At 68.5% G+C, this 15,005-nt stretch carries 14 protein-coding genes; 3 read left to right on the forward strand and 11 right to left on the reverse strand.

Annotated features, from left to right (window positions below; genetic code table 11):
- The first annotated feature begins 84 nt into the window (after positions 1-84).
- Both FHW78_RS00480 and FHW78_RS00485 read left to right on the forward strand, forming a co-directional pair.
- Complete coding sequence (locus FHW78_RS00480) at positions 85-1,317, forward strand: glycosyltransferase (RefSeq protein WP_183636334.1); 1,233 nt, start codon at positions 85-87, stop codon at positions 1,315-1,317.
- Between the two features lie 74 nt (positions 1,318-1,391).
- Entirely contained in the window at positions 1,392-1,919 is a 528-nt protein-coding gene (locus FHW78_RS00485; RefSeq protein WP_218533726.1) for a VOC family protein, read from the forward strand.
- Positions 1,920-1,933: 14 nt separating this feature from the next.
- Here the strand turns inward: FHW78_RS00485 and FHW78_RS00490 are convergent, their stop codons facing one another.
- A complete protein-coding gene (locus tag FHW78_RS00490) occupies positions 1,934-2,848 on the reverse strand; it encodes a LysR family transcriptional regulator (protein WP_183636337.1) in 915 nt (304 codons plus the stop codon).
- A 112-nt stretch (positions 2,849-2,960) separates the two neighbouring features.
- Here FHW78_RS00490 and FHW78_RS00495 point away from each other — a divergent pair, with 112 nt between their 5' ends.
- Complete coding sequence (locus FHW78_RS00495) at positions 2,961-3,803, forward strand: type 1 glutamine amidotransferase domain-containing protein (RefSeq protein WP_183636340.1); 843 nt, start codon at positions 2,961-2,963, stop codon at positions 3,801-3,803.
- A 42-nt stretch (positions 3,804-3,845) separates the two neighbouring features.
- Here FHW78_RS00495 and FHW78_RS00500 read toward each other — a convergent pair whose 3' ends face one another.
- From FHW78_RS00500 to FHW78_RS00545, 10 genes are all read right to left on the reverse strand, one after another.
- Positions 3,846-4,217, reverse strand: a complete 372-nt coding sequence (locus FHW78_RS00500) for a hypothetical protein (RefSeq protein ID WP_183636343.1) — start codon at positions 4,215-4,217, stop codon at positions 3,846-3,848.
- Positions 4,218-4,683: 466 nt separating this feature from the next.
- On the reverse strand, positions 4,684-5,763 hold the full coding sequence (locus FHW78_RS00505; RefSeq protein WP_318289099.1) for a polysaccharide biosynthesis/export family protein: 1,080 nt from the start codon (positions 5,761-5,763) through the stop codon (positions 4,684-4,686).
- 168 nt (positions 5,764-5,931) lie between these two features.
- Complete coding sequence (locus FHW78_RS00510) at positions 5,932-6,699, reverse strand: YdcF family protein (protein ID WP_183636345.1); 768 nt, start codon at positions 6,697-6,699, stop codon at positions 5,932-5,934.
- The gene (locus tag FHW78_RS00515; RefSeq protein ID WP_183636348.1) at positions 6,696-7,754 is read right to left on the reverse strand and encodes an EpsG family protein; all 1,059 of its coding nucleotides are present in this window, start codon (positions 7,752-7,754) and stop codon (positions 6,696-6,698) included. The genes FHW78_RS00510 and FHW78_RS00515 overlap by 4 nt, the downstream gene beginning before the upstream one ends.
- Complete coding sequence (locus FHW78_RS00520; protein ID WP_183636351.1) at positions 7,751-8,596, reverse strand: glycosyltransferase family 2 protein; 846 nt, start codon at positions 8,594-8,596, stop codon at positions 7,751-7,753. Before FHW78_RS00520 ends, FHW78_RS00515 begins: the two co-directional genes overlap by 4 nt.
- The gene (locus tag FHW78_RS00525; protein ID WP_183636356.1) at positions 8,593-9,741 is read right to left on the reverse strand and encodes a polysaccharide pyruvyl transferase family protein; all 1,149 of its coding nucleotides are present in this window, start codon (positions 9,739-9,741) and stop codon (positions 8,593-8,595) included. Before FHW78_RS00525 ends, FHW78_RS00520 begins: the two co-directional genes overlap by 4 nt.
- Positions 9,741-11,021, reverse strand: a complete 1,281-nt coding sequence (locus FHW78_RS00530; protein WP_183636359.1) for a polysaccharide biosynthesis C-terminal domain-containing protein — start codon at positions 11,019-11,021, stop codon at positions 9,741-9,743. Before FHW78_RS00530 ends, FHW78_RS00525 begins: the two co-directional genes overlap by 1 nt.
- Positions 11,022-11,038: 17 nt before the next feature.
- Positions 11,039-12,199, reverse strand: coding sequence for a glycosyltransferase family 4 protein (locus FHW78_RS00535; RefSeq protein ID WP_183636361.1), 1,161 nt, complete (start codon positions 12,197-12,199; stop codon positions 11,039-11,041).
- Between the two features lie 181 nt (positions 12,200-12,380).
- Complete coding sequence (locus tag FHW78_RS00540; RefSeq protein WP_183636363.1) at positions 12,381-13,511, reverse strand: right-handed parallel beta-helix repeat-containing protein; 1,131 nt, start codon at positions 13,509-13,511, stop codon at positions 12,381-12,383.
- Positions 13,512-13,921: 410 nt separating this feature from the next.
- Complete coding sequence (locus tag FHW78_RS00545) at positions 13,922-15,004, reverse strand: right-handed parallel beta-helix repeat-containing protein (RefSeq protein ID WP_183636365.1); 1,083 nt, start codon at positions 15,002-15,004, stop codon at positions 13,922-13,924.
- Position 15,005: the final 1 nt, after the last annotated feature.

A 15,005-nucleotide genomic window follows, 5' to 3' on the forward strand; every position in this document is an offset into this window, starting at 1 on the left:
ATCGGGTATACGATGTAAATTAGTATACGTCGTGCACATTTATTTCTGTCCATCCGCCGGGTCGTCCGGCGTCCGGAGACTCCCATGAAGTTCGCGGTTGCAACCTATGGTACCGAAGGCGATACCCGTCCCCTGGCCGCGCTGTGCCTGGCGCTGAATGCCGCCGGCCACGACACCCGGCTGCTCGCCGACGCGGCCACGCTCGGCTCCGCCCATGCCGCCGGCCTGGCGGCAACCCCGTTGTCCGGCGACATCCGCGGCGCGCTTTCGCCCGGACAGGCGCTGGCGACGGCGGTCGACCGCAAGGGCGGCTTCAACCGCACCGCCCGGGCGCTGGCCGATATCGCCAACGCCAACGTCATGCGCTGGATGGGCGAGATCCGGGATGCGGCGACGGGATGCGATGCGCTGATCGTCTCCGGGCTGGCGGCGTTCGCCGGGCTTTCGGTTGCCGAGGCGCTGGACATTCCGGCCATCGGTGCGGGCCTGATTCCGATCACGCCCACCCGCGATTTCGTCTCGCCTTTCCTGGCATCCGCTCCCGTTCCGCACGCGTTGAACGCGTTCAGCCATCGATTCGTCAACGGCCTGCTCTGGCGCGCTTTCCGCAGCAGCACCAACGAGGCGCGCGCGCGTGTGTTGGCGTTGCCGGCGAGAAAGCGGCTGTGGACCGAACATCCCATGCTGTATGGCGTGTCCCCCACCCTGCTGCCGCAACCGGCGGATTGGCCGGACAATGCGCGGGTCTGTGGCCAATGGACGCTGCCGGCGCCGGCGTGGACACCACCGCCCGCGCTGGAGCGCTGGCTCGACGCGGGCGAACCGCCGATCTACCTGGGCTTCGGCAGCATGGCCGGTTTCGACCGCCCCCGGCTGGTCCGGGCGATGGTCGACGCCGTCGCGGGCCGGCGCGCGTTGTTCCATCCGGGCTGGAGCGGCGTGGCGCGCGACGCGCTGCCGGACAACTTCTTCATCGTCGACGAGACGCCGCACGACTGGTTGTTCCCGCGCACCTCGCTGGTGGTCCATCACGGTGGCTCGGGCACCAGTCATTCGGCCACCCGCGCCGGCGTGCCTTCGGTGGTGGTGCCGTTCGCCGGCGATCAGCCGTTCTGGGCGGATCGGCTGCGCCGCCTGGGCGTGGCCGGTCCGGCGGTGAACGGAAAACGACTGGAGGCCTCCGCGCTGGCGCGGGTGATCGCGTTCGCCGACCGGACGGATACCCGTGCGCGCGCGGCCGAACTCGGCCAGCGCATGCGGGCGGAGGATGGCGCGCGGGTCGCGGTGCGCGCAATCGAGCAACTGCTGTCAATCTGAGCCGTGCATCGTGGCGGAGCCGGCGACGGAACGCGTCGGCTTTCTTCCCTTCCACCGAGGAACGCCCGATGCCAATGTCCCGAGTCCTTCCCATCCTGCTGCTGGCCGGCGCGCTTCCGCTGCCAGGCGCCGCGACGGCGCCCGAGCCACCGGACACCCCGCCTTCCACGGTGCGCGTGCGCGACCTGTATCCGCTGATCACCACGCCGGCGATGACCGCCGCGCGTGATTTCCATGTGCGGCATTTCGGATTCCGAGTCCTGTTCGAAGCCAACTGGTTCGTCTATCTGTCCGGTCCCGCCGATGGCGACGGTCGTGGCGCCACCCTGGCGTTCATGACCCCGGATCATCCTTCCCGCCCGCCGGGAGCCGAGGTCTTCAATGGCGAAGGCATGCTGCTGACCGTCGAGGTGGCGGATGCGTCGCTGCTGTACGACAAGCTCCGTCGGGAAGGCGCGCCGATTCTGCATCCACTCACCGATGAACCGTGGGGCCAGCGGCGCTTCATGACCCGGGATCCCGCCGGCGTAAGCGTGGATGTGGTCCAGCAGATTCCGCCGCAAGACGGTTACTGGGAGCGCCATGCGCCGGCGGCGCGTTGAGTGGCCGCGCCGAATCAGTCCGTGGCCGCTTCGCCGCTCTTCGACAGGCTGTCGATCAGGGTGCGCGATGCCGCCGACAAGCGACGATGCGGTGCGTAGATCAGCGAAAACGGACGCGAGCGTCCACGCAGTTGCGGCAGCACCTCGACCAGGCGGCCCTCGCGAAGATGGCCGTCGGCGATGAAATCGTAGGTCTGGCAGATACCGGCGCCGCCGCCGGCCAGCGACACCACGCCAAGCACGTCGTCCGATACGGTCAGCCGATCCGGCGGCGTCCATTCCAGGTCACGTCCGTCTTCGCGGAACAACCAGGGCGCGATGCGCCCGCTGCTGGGCATCACGAACGGGATGCAGGCGTGCTCGGCCAGTTGCTCCCTTCGGGTCGGCGTGCCGACGCGGCGCAGGTAATCGGGTGATGCGACCATGCACAGCGCGGCATCCTCCAGCCGGCGCGCGGCCAGCCCGCTGTCGGGCAACGCGCCCAGCCGCACCGCCAGGTCGAAGCCTTCGGCCACCAGATCGACGTTGCGGTTGGAGATGTTGAGTTCGATGTGCACCTGCGGATGCTCGCGCGAGAAACGCGCCAGCTTTTCCGGCAGCCGGTAATGCCCGTAGGTGGTGGGCACGCTCAGCCGCACGCGTCCGGCCAAAGTGCCCGACCTGCCCTGCACCGTGCGCTCGGCTTCGTCGAACAGCGCGAACGCCGCACGCGCCTGCTCCATGTACAGCTGGCCGGCCTCGGTCAATCCCAGCCGGCGGGTGGTTCGCCGCAGCAACTGATTGCCGAGGCGGGTTTCCAGCCGCGCGATGGCGCGGCTGATGACCGAGGGCGTGGTGCCCAGGGCGACCGCTGCGGCGGTCAGCGATCCCTGCTCCACCACGATCACGAAGACCTCCGCGTCACCCAGGTGATCGAACCGGCGCGCCATCTTTGCCTCGAAAGGAAAAATAAATTGCCAGTGAGCGAGTTTATCCCGGTTTGGGCACGAAATAGAGTGGCGGCCACTTCCGCCGAGCCGGCGAATTCTCAAGGAACACTTCATGAAATCACTCAAAATCCTGGCCGCGGCCGTCGCACTGGCGCTTCCCGCCGCGCATGCCGACGCGGCCCATGTGCTGGTCGTGCTGTCCGATGCGGACCACCTGGATCTCAAGGACGGCCGGGTCTTCCCGACCGGCTTCTACCTCAACGAACTGATGCAGCCGGTCAAGCTGTTCCTGGACGCGGGCCACCAGGTGACCTTCGCCACCCCGTCCGGCGTGGCGCCGACGGTCGATCGGGGCTCGCTGGACCCGATGTACTTCGGCGGCGACGCCGGCGCGCTGAAGGCGCACCGGGATCTGCTCGACCGATTGGCCCTGACCCGGCCGGCGCAATCGCCGGTGCTGAGCCTGGCCCGGATCGAACAGATGGGCTACGGCCAGTTCGACGCGGTGTACGTGCCCGGCGGCCATGCACCCATGCAGGATCTGCTGGCCTCGCCGGCGATGGGCCGCCTGCTGGCGGACTTCCACGGCCGCGGCAAGACCACCGCGCTGGTCTGCCACGGCCCGATCGCATTGCTGTCGACCCTGCCGGGCAACGGGGCCTTCATCGGCGCGCTGGAAGCGGGCGGCAAGCCGGCGGCACCGGCCGACTGGATCTATGCCGGTTACCGGTTCACGGTGATCAGCAACCAGGAGGAGGAACAGGCCAAGGGCGCGCTGGGCGGTGGCGAGATGAAGTTCTACCCGCAGACCGCGCTGGAAACGGCCGGTGCGCGCCACGTCAGCAACACTTCAGCCTGGGCCGCCAACGTGGTGATCGATCGCGAACTCGTCACCGGCCAGAATCCGGCCTCCGCGATCGGCGTGGCCAACGCGGTGCTCGAACGGCTGAAGTGAAGGTGCGGCGGATCCGGGGAACGCGTCGATCGCGTTCCCGGATCAATGCAGGCGCAGGCGCGAGTCGCGTTCGACCGGCGGCGTGACCCGCAGGCTTTCCAGCGGCGCGCCCATGCGCAGCCAGACTTCGCGCAGGACGGCCTCGGCGCGCGGCCACGGCAGCATGCTCCAGCTGTCGAAGGTCTCGACGTACTTGTGGTGGAGGACGTCGATGACGTCGGCCAGCGGCTGCGCGTGATGGCGCAGGTAGGCGTCGTAGGCGAACCTGAGCACCGGCTCGTAGCGTGAGAACGACGTGCCCGGTTCATGGAAGTCGTGGGACACGTATTCCAGTTTCCAGTACCTCAATTCGGCCTGGACATCGACGACTTCGCAGCGATACCAGCGGCGCGCTGGGGGATGGATCGAACCCATGTGCCTAGCCTCCCGTGACGAGCGGCAGGAATATCACGCCGCCTGTATTCATATCGTCAAATGCGCCCTGAACAGCGCCGGCCGATAACGCTTTCGCCACACCGGCTCCACCCGCTCTTGCCATTGCCGAAGGCATGGTGGGCGCGTGGCACCGGCACACCCTCCTTTGACGATACGCCGGTCACGCCGACATTCAGCGGGGTTCGTTTTCCGCAGTTTCCGGACCCACGGACCATCGGCAGCCACAGGAGAACCCACGCCGGGCACACCGCTTCTCGCCCGGTGGACAAAGGGCCGGTCGATCGCCTGGATGACCCTTCGGTTCTCCACAGGAGCCTTTCGCAGGGCACATGAGCAAAGGCGACGGTCGGAAACGGCCGTCGCCTTTGTTTTTTGATGCGGTTCCGCCGTCGTCGTCCGCTTTTCCCGGGTCGGCCGCGTCACGCGGCGCGACCCGGTCCCCCCATCAATTGCGGTCGAAGTCGTACTGCGCCGACGCGGCGTTGCTGATGATGCCCGACAACGGCAACAACTGGGTCAGGAAGCGGTTCCAGCGGGTCACGCCGGCCGGTCCCACCCACACCACGTCGCCGGCGCGCAGCGGGAAGCGATCCGCCAGCGCGAAGGCCGCGGGCGAACCGGCGTCCAGGTGATAGACGGTGGCCGGTTCGCGCTGCAGATCCTCCATGCCGCGGATCACGTAGACCGCGCTGCCCTTGGCGGTGGTCGGGTTCAGGCCGCCGGTGCGGCCTAGCGCCTGGGTCAGGCTCATGTCGGTGGTCTTGAAGTTGATCGCCTGCGGGCGCATCACCTCGCCGACCACGTAGACCTCCTTGCGATCGTTGAACGGCAGGTACAGCCGATCACCGGGCTTGAGGTAAACGTCGGCGGCGACCTTGCCGTCCCGGTTCAGTGCATCCAGATCCAGCGGATAATCGTGCCCGTCGCGGGTCAGCACGAAGCCGGCGAGATCCGCTTCCTCCACGTTGATGCGCGCCTTGCCGACCGCCTGCGCCAGCGTCAGCGGCACGGTGGTGAATTCCTGTGGCGAGGTGTCGACGAACGCGCCCTGCAGGGCGACGCGTCCGCCGTGGCCGACCACGTTGACGTCGATCTGCGGGGAACGCAGGTACTGCCCCAGACGCGTGGACAGGCCGCTGCGCAGTTCCTCGATGGTCATGCCCTTGACGTTCATCTTGCCCGCGTACGGATAGAAGAACGTGCCATCGGGCTGTACCAGCCGACCGTTGGTGACGGCCTGCTGCTGGTTGCCCGCGGGGGTGGTCAGTTCCGGGTGATCCCAGACGGTGACGAGGATCGTGTCGCCGGGCTGGATGCGGTAAATCTCGGGCTTGTAACCGGCAAGCTCGGTCGGCAGCGTGACCGCCTGGCGCGGCGCGGCGACCAGTTCGGGCGTGATCGCGACCATGCGCGCGTCGCTGCCCTCGACGGTGCCGCCATTGGCGGAACCGCGGTGGGTCATGTGCTGGCCCGCGCAACCGGCCAGCAGCGCTGCCAGCAACAAGGAAGTGGATAGGGATTTCACTCGCACACCTCTGTCAGCGGAAACGATGCGCGGCGCGGCATGGCCGTGCCCGCTCGGGCATGGTGTCAAGCGCGGCGTGAAAAGAACGGCGTCGGCAAGACAATGGCGGATGAACGCGCGTGCGCGAAGCGCCGGACGGTCACGCACAGCCCTGTTCAGACGCGGCCTTCACAAATGCAGATGGGCGGCGGTGAGCGCAATGATTTCCTTGAACGCGCGGCCGCTGCGCCACAAGGCGCGTTGCGAAGGCAGCCAGTAGCGCCACCAGCTGCGCGGCGCCCTGCCCTCGGGCACGGGTACCGGCATGACCCGCGCGCCCGCCTGCTCGAACAGCAGGGCCGCGCGCGGCATGTGCAGGGTGGAGGTCACCAGCAGCAGGCGCGGATGTTCGCGGCCGGCCAGTGGCAGGCTGTAGCGCGCGTTGTCGCGGGTGTTGCGGCTGCGTTCTTCCAGCACCAGCGCCGAGCGCGGCACGCCGAGGCGCTCGATCGCCTTGGCCATGCGCCGCGCCTCGGTGGTGTCGCCCTCGCCGCCTCCGCTGAGAATCACGATCGGGGCGCGTCCGGCCTGCCAGGCGCGCGCGCCGGCGGCCAGGCGGCTGTAGCGCAATTGCTCGGGACGTACGTCGGGCCTTTCCAGCCATGCATAGTGGCTGCCGCCGCCGAGCACCACGATGGCGTCCGCGCGCGGAAGATCGGCCGCATCCTCGACCACCGGATAGCGGAATTCCAGCAGCCCGCGCAGGGTGTCGGAAGCGAAGGGAAATGACCACAGCGCCGACCACATCACCGCCGCGATCGCCACGCCCGCGCCGATCCGGCGACGGCGCCACCACCACAGCAGCGCCGCCAGCACCAGCAACGACAGGGTGAGCGTGGGTGGATAGGTCAGTGAAACCGCGAACTCCCGGAGCATCGACGCCGCGCCTCCACTCATATGACGATTCCGCGGCTGACGTAGATGTAGAACACCCCGCAGGAGGCCAGCAGGCCGGCCCGGATCAGCAGCGGGTTGCGCAGCGGCGCGATGCGCGCGTGGCAGAGCACCGCCGCCAGGATCATCGACACCGCCAGCCAGGCCGGCAGCAGGTAACGGTTGGAGAAGAAGCCCCAGCCGATCAGGAAGAACGGCAGCGACATCACCAGATAGACCGAGGTGCTGTCGAGGATGCGCTGGCGCCACTGCGCCTGGACCAGCGGCGCCAGAAAATGCGGCAGCAGGTACCAGAAGATGGTGAATACCGCGAAGTCGATGCGCACGCCGGATCGGTACAACGGATTGGCGGTGTACTCCATCACCACGTCGTAGAAGCCGGGCGCGCCGGCGCGCACCGCCAGCATCGAGAGTCCGGAAACGTAGGCCAGGAACGCACCCGCCGCGACCACGCGCAGCCAGCGCGTGCTCAACAACAGCGCCGGCGCGCAGGCCAGGTACATGGCGGACGACAAGTGCAGGCTGGCCGCGAGCGCGCCGGCCAGCGCGAACGTGCCCCACCGCCGCCGATGGAACCCGAGCAAGGCCACGAACACCAGCGGCGCCGCCAGGCCCTGGCGGATCGCGTTGATCGAGGCGTTGGTGAACATCGGCGAGATGAACAGCAGCATCAGCGAGGCGCACAGCAGGGTCTGCCAGCTCACCGGCGTTTCCAGGTAGAACCGGTAGCGGCGCACCGCCAGCGCGACCATCACCAGCAGCAGGCCGAACAGGGCGAACTGGTAGCCGGTGACGCCCAGTCCCAGCTTGTACAGGGCGTAGCTCAGATAGACGAAGCCCGGTTCCAGCCGGGTTTCCGGCATGCCCTGCACCAGATTCTCGAAGAAGCCCGCATAGGTCTCGGTGTCGCTGCCGATGTCCAGCGGACGGGTGCCGACCAGCCAGCACGCGAACAGCGCCACCCCGCCCAGCAGGATCATGCCCAGCCACCAGCGCGCCATCGCCTCGCCCTGGCTGCGCCGGCTGGCCTGCAGGTAGCGGGCCTGGACGGTGTTCACGAGGCGATTCCGGTCTGGCGCGAACGCATGGCCAGCAGCAGGCGCCGACGGGTGCGCCGGACCAGCCCGATGCTGCGCGCGAACCAGTGTTCGGCGGGCGTGACCAGGCCCTTGCGCAGCAGCTCGCGCCGGACTTCCTTGCCGGCGCGGTGCATCGCGTCCAGATCCGCGCTCAGGCCGCCGGCGCCGAAGGTCGGCTTGTGCCAGTACGCGAGCACCTGGTTGAGCTTGGCGCAGCGGTAGCCGGAGAATCCTATCTCCGCCCACAGCAGGAAATCCTCCACCCGGCGGAAACGTTCGTTGAAGCGGAACGGCAGATCCCGGCGCAGCACCACCGAGGCGGTCGGGAACGGATTGTTGAGCAGGAAGCGGCGGCGGCCGATCGCGGTCGCGCGCACCGGCGGGCGCAACGGCAAGGTCCTGGCGCCGCGTTCGCGGACCGCCATCCGATGCGCGACCAGGGCCAGATCCGGATCCGCCTCCAGCACCTCCATCTGCAGCGCGATCTTCTGCGGCGCCCAGGTGTCGTCGGCGTCGAGGAAGGCCACGTACGGTTGGCTGGCGCGCTCCCAGCCCAGGTTGCGCGCGCGCGACGGCCCGCCGTTGGCGGGCGCGGCCACCACCACCACCCAGCCCGGCGGATGCAGTTCGGCCAGCGCGTGCAGCGCGTCCAGGGTGCCGTCCCCGCTGGCGTCGTCGACCAGGATGACTTCCGCCGGGCGCCGGGTCTGCGCGGCCACCGAGGCTACCGACGCGGCAATCGTGCCGGCGCAGCGATAGCACGGAATCACCACGCTGACCGGCGCGGTGGTGGAGGGATCCGGCGGAAGATGCGGCTTCATGCGTGTGCGTGCTCCAGCGCCCATGGTGCGCATTTGAATATGTCCTCGGCCTGGTCGGCGTACAGGGCGGGTGAAGAGCACTCCGGTTGGCGTTCGCGCAGCAAGGTGGCGATCACATCGCTGAACGGATACCCCTGCGCGGTGGTGATGCGCCGCCGCTGCGGCAGCCCGATGTCATCGGCGAAATCGCGGCACTTGCGGTGGTAGTCGACGATCGCGAACGGCACCCCGCACAGCCACGAGACGATGGCGCCGTGCAGGCGCGCGCTCACCATCGCGTCGCAACGCCCGATGGCGGCCACCATCGCCAGCGGATCCGGCTGGGTATAGCGCAGCAGCTCGACCGCGACGCCGCCCTCGCGCAGGCGCCGCGCGATCGTGTCGGCCAGTTCGCTGTCGCCATGGCGCGGGTGCTCGTTGAGGCTGAACACATCCACCACCAGCCGGCGCACGCGCGATTCGGCCAGGAGGGTTTCGACGAACGCGTCCTCCCAGGCGCGCATCGCCGGCGCGCCGTGCGCGCCGCCTTCCGTGTAGCGGCACGGCGCCACGCCCACGCGCAGGGGCGCGCCGGGTTCGGGCTGCGCACGCACCGGCATCGACACCAGGCGCGGCAACAGCACCGCCAGATCGCAGCCGGCGTGCGCATGCGCGGACAGGCCCATGCGCTGTATCCATTCGTGCGAGCGGCGATCCCGCACCGACAGATAGCTGAAGCGATCCAGGAAGGACGCGGCCGCGGCTTCCTGCTCGGTGTTCGCGAAGGGCCCGATCGAGACCCCGATTGCGGACAGTCGCAGGCCGCGATGGCGGCGTGCGGCCTGCATCATCGGTTTGCGGAACGATTCGCGCGCGGTGATGACGGAACCGCCGCCCATCACCAGCACATCCGAACCGACGGTCGCGCTGGCGAAACTGAGCAGCCGGCTGCCCTTGCCCAGCGCCCCGCCCGCCCCGTACCAGTCGAGCGGATAGAACGCCGGCACGGTGCTGACGCCGGCCATGCCGGCCAGCGGCGGGCCGACCAGGCGCGGCGAGGCGTTCCAGTAGCGTTCGGCCGCGCGCGTGCAGATCACGCCGAACAGGTCGTCGCCGAAATTGCGCATCCCGTAGTAACCGGTGAAAGCGACGCGGGGCTTGTCCATCAGTCCAGCTCCAGTGCGTCGACCCGGCGGGCGCCGCGATACATCAGGCCCAGCAGCAGCGCCTCGGCGATGACGGTGGCGATTGCCGCGCCCATCTCGGCGAAGGCGGGAATCAGCGCCAGGTTCAACAGCACCGCCGCCAGCGCCGCCAGCGCCATCGCGTAGACCCGGTAGCGCATGTGACCCTCGGTGAGCAGCACCGAGCCGACCGCGGTGGACAGGAAGCGCAGCGGCACGCACAGCGCCAGCACCTGCAGCAGCGGCACCACCGTGCGATAGCCGGCGCCGAAGACCTGCGTCGCCAGCGGCGCGGCGAACGCCAGCACGATGCCGCCGACGATGCCGCTGGCCAGCATGGCCACGGTGCCCCAGCGATAGACCTGGCGGAACCGGGGGCGGTCATGCACCGCCCAGCGGTGCAGCTTGGACAGCAGGAACTTCTGGTAGACCGTGGTCGGGAACAGGTAGATCGCGGTCATCACCGCCAATGCGATGCCGAAGTGGCCGGCCGCCGCATCTCCGGCCAGGTACTTCAGCAGCACCGTGCCGATCTGGAAGAACACCGGATACAGCACCGCCGCCATGCCGTACGGCCACGCCTGCACGCACAGCTGGCGCACGCCTGGCGGAAGCGCCTGCAAGGCGGAAATATCCTGCGCGCCGTGGCCGCGCAGCGCCCAGTCGCCGCGCGCCATCGACCGCCACTGCGGCATGGCGGCGAACACCGCCAGCACCGCGACCGCGCTGTAGCCCAGCGCGACCATTTCGATGCGCATGCCGGACCAGGCCAGCGCATACGCCGCCACCAGCAGTCGGCCCAGCGGCATCCACAGTTGCCACGCGGCCAGTGCGCCGTGACGTTCCTCCAGGCGCAGCTTGCTGCCGATCTGCTCGACCGCCAGCAGGCCGATGATCACCGGCAGCAGCAGCCACAGCAGTTGCCGGGTACGGGCATCGACCGGGGGCCCCCACTCCGCCCAGGCCGCCACGCCGATCAGCGCCAGCGTGGTGCTGGCGACGATGAAGCGCTCTGACGCGCGTCGCCAGCGCTGGGCCTGCCAGCCCTCGGTGCCGAACACCTTGAGCCGGAACTGCGACAGCCCGAAACCGGCCAGCGGCGCGATCAGGGTGATGGTGGCGAGCGAGGACGCGAACAGGCCGTATTCGGCCGGACCGAACCGGCGTGCCAGCAGGGTCTGCGCGGCGAATACCGCCACGGCGCCGGCGGCGGTGGCGAGCCACAACAGGGACAGCGCGTTCAGGGCGGGACGCAGCGGCATGGGCAGGATCCGGTTCATCATCCCGCCATCGCTCCCTGCAACTGCAACGGCACCAGTTCGCCGTAGACCTCGCAGGTCTTGCGGATGACCACCTTCTCGTCGAAATCGCTGAGCGCGCGCGAGCGGGCGCGTTCGCCCAGCCGTCGCAGCAGATCGCGGTCGTCGTCCAGGCGCGCGATCACCCGCGCCAGCGAGTCCGCGCTGCGCGGCTGCACGTGCAGGCCGTCCTCGCCGTCGCGGCTCACCACCTCGCGGCAACCCGGCAGGTTGGTGGTCACCAGCGCGATGCCGCAGGCGCCGGCCTCGATCAGGCTCTTCGGCACGCCTTCCCGGTAATAGCTGGGCAGTGCCATGACATCGACCGAACGCAGCAGCGCCGGCATGTCCTCGACATGCCCCAGCCACTCCAGCGTGCCCCGCGCGTGCCAGGCCTCGACTTCGGCCGCGGGTACCGAATGCGGATTGCCCGGATCCGGCATGCCGGCGAGCAGGAAGCGGACGTCGCGGCCCTGCGCGCGGAGGCGTTCCGCGGCGGCGGCGTATTCGCACACGCCCTTCTCGCGCAGCAGGCGCGCGGCCAGCAGCACCCGCAGCGGGCGCCGCCCGCCGCTGTCGGCATCGCGCAGCAGGAAACGGCTGAGATCCACGCCGGAGCCTCGGATCAGGCGGATGTTGTGCGGTGGTGCCAGGCGCGCGTCGGCGAAGGCCTGCGCATCGTCCGGATTCTGCAGGATCACCCGCGAATGCTCGCCCCCCAGCGCACCGCGCATCAGCAGCGACACCAGCGGCCGCAGCACGCGCGCCTTGGCCCGGTCGCTGGAAAAAACATAACCCAGGCCGGTGACCGCGTTCACCACCGCCGGCACGCCGGCCGCGCGCGCCGCCAGCGCGCCATAAACGGCGCACTTGAGGGTGAAGCTGTGCAGCAGGTCCGGCCGCTCTTCGCGCAGCACGCCGATCAGCCGGGCCAGGGTGCCGGCCTCGCGCCAGGGGTTGAGGCTGGAGCGCTGCATCGGCAATGGCCGCCAGCGGATGCCGTGCTGCTCGAAGCGATGGCCAAACTCGCCCGGTGGCGACACCATCACCACCTCCATGCCCATGGAGCGCAGTTGCAAAGCGGTGGAGAGTCGGAAGTTGTAGAGGTACCAGTCTGTATTCGCGAACAGGATGAACTTCATGCAGGCGCCGTGGGGGGGGAAGCGTCGCCGCAATTCTAGAAAGTCGAGCCCGCAAAATCGTTCACGCGCTCACCACCAAATCGGCACGTTGCCCAACAAACGGGCAGAAAAAAGGCGGCCCGGAGGCCGCCTCTGCACGCGCTCGTCATTCTGCTGAGCGCCAGTTCACTTGCCCGTTCGATTACTTGGCGTAGCCGTTGCTGGTCACCCGGATGTCGTAGACGTCGCTGACCCGCGCCACGTGCGCGCCGTTGCCCTTGTTGCCGTCGACGAATCCGGTCATGTAGGTCAGCGGATAGACGGTCTTCTGGACCCCGTGCAGGCGGGTGTTGTTGTTGCGCGAGATGTTGCCGCTGTACTGGTAGCTGCGCGTCCCGCTGCCGAACATCATGCCGACCAGGTAGTTGTGGCGGATGGTGTTCTGGGAGATGTAGCCGCTGTCCGGACCGATGGTCAGGATGCCGTGCCCGCCGTTGTACTCGATGACGCAACGCTTGATGGTGACGCCCTTCACCCGCTTGTACACCAGGATGCCGTTGCCGGCGTTGCCGTGGATATGGCAGTTCTCGATGTGCACGGTGGAGGTGGTGCGCAGGTCGCCGACATCCGGCTCGATGTCGATGCCGCAGGCCGGCGCGATGCCGTTGCAATCGCTGAATTCACTGTCATACACCTTGACCCCCAGCGCGTGGCCGATGGTCAGGCCCTGGCGGCGGTTGCCGGTGCAGACCACGTTGGCGATGACCACGTCGCTGCAGGGGATGGTCGGTGCGTTGGTGACCATCGCACCGCCGATCGAGATGCCGTCGCCCCAGCACTTGGAGACATGGATGTCGCGCACGGTGACCTTGGACGAACCACGGATCATGATGCCGTGGCCCCATTCCCCGGTCGTACCCAGATGGGTTTCGCGGTCGCCGATGATCTGGCCGCCGGAAATCTCCACGTTGCTGACCTTGTAGGCCATCAGCACGTACGCGCGCTCCTTGTCGTTGCGCTTGGCGCGCAGGCGGGCGCCATCCTGCAACAGCAGGTGCATGTTGCTGCGCAGGCGGACATTGCGGGTCGGGTCGATGACGTAGTCGCCCGCCGGCACCACCACGGTGCCACCGGTCGAGGGAAGCGCGTCGATCGCGTACTGGAAAGCGGTGGTGTCGTCGGTGGCGCCGTCGCCGCGGGCGCCCCAGTCCTTCACATTGAGCGTGGTGCTGCCGCGGGCCCGGACCGGAGGGGCGTAGACAGCGGCCAGAACCTTGGGAATCCCCGTCGTGTAGAGCGCTACCGGCAGTGCCAGCAACAAGGATTTGCGCAAAAATTCGCGCCGAGGCGTCCCTGCCTCGCGCACGTCGTGCACGAGTGCATTGTTTTTCACAGCCATGACCCCTGCGGGCCAAATGGCCCGGTAAAAGGAAAACAAAGGAATTGGCCCGGATGAGAACCGTGGCCGATGGGGAATATAGGGAAGTTTTCCTCGCCGCGCGCGAGAAGATCTCGTATCTGTGAAACGGCTCAACTACTGCTTGCGGAAGGATTCATTTTCTGCGGCAAAACGCGGTGTTTTCTCTACCGGAATCCATGGTCGAGTCCGCTTTTTTCGCGCGGTTTCGATTGCTCGCAGGACGAATGAAATAAACCACTACCTTGTGGGAGCGACGTAAGTCGCGAAGCGTGGTGGCATCCACATCGCGACTTACGTCGCTCCCACAGGATAAGGGCTGGGACTCAGCGGCCTGGGCGGCTGCTGGGGTCTATCTGGATGGACGAGGCGCCGCGGGCGACGTCGAGGTTCATCCAGCCGGCTTCCTTGCCGGAGCGTTTCGCCACCTGGGCGGCGTTGCCACGCAGTTGGTTGTCGCGCAGGCGGAAGCCGCTGCTGCGCGCGCGGACGGTGATGCCGCGCAGGCCGTTGCCCCGGATTTCGTTGCCCTCGATCAGGCCGCCCGTGGCGGCGCGCAGGTGCAGGCCGTCGCCACGGTTGGACAGGATCCGGCAGCGGCGGACGGTGACGTCGTGGACACGCTCGTACAGCTGGATGCCCGCGCCCTGGTTGCCCTGCACCAGGCAGTCCTCGATCAGCACGTCGCGTGCGTCGCCTCCCGGGTCGGGTTCGATGTCGATGCCGCAGCCCGGCAGCACCCCGCCGGTGTCGAGGAAAGAAGAACGCAACACCCGTACATGGCGGGAGCGGCCGATGGTAAGCCCCTGCCGGCGGTTGCCCTGGCAGACCACGTCCTGGATCAGCACGTCGCGGCTGGGCAGCGGCGGCTGGCCGCGAACACCGGATAGGCCGCCCACCGAAATGCCATCGCCCCAGCACCGGGTGATGTACAGGTCATGCAGGCGGATCCGGCTGGACCCGCGCACCATGATCCCGTGTCCCCATTCACCGGTGGTGCCCAGGTGGCGCTCGCGATCGCCGATGATGCGTCCGCCCGACACCTCCACGTCGTCGAGTTGTTGCAGCAGCAGTACGTAGGCGCGCGGCGCGGCATTGCTCATCGCGACCAGGCGGGTGTCGGCCGCCATCGAGAAGTGCATGCGGCTGCGCAGGCGCAGGCTCCGCAACGGGTCGATCGGGTAGTTGCCGGCGGGAACGACCACGGTACCACCGGCTTCCGGCAGCGCGTCGATGGCGGCCTGGAACGCACGGGTATCGTCGCCCTGTCCATCGCCGCGCGCGCCGAATTCACGCACGTCCAGGCGTACGCTTCCACGCGCCGACGCCAGGGTGCCGGCGGCGGGCAAGGCCGCGAGCGCCGCGCCCGCGACCAGACCATGCAGGCAGCGGCGTCGCTGGAGGTCCATC

It is taken from the genome of Pseudoxanthomonas sp. OG2, from assembly GCF_014192765.1.
Classification (GTDB): Bacteria; Pseudomonadota; Gammaproteobacteria; order Xanthomonadales; family Xanthomonadaceae; genus Pseudoxanthomonas_A; species Pseudoxanthomonas_A beigongshangi.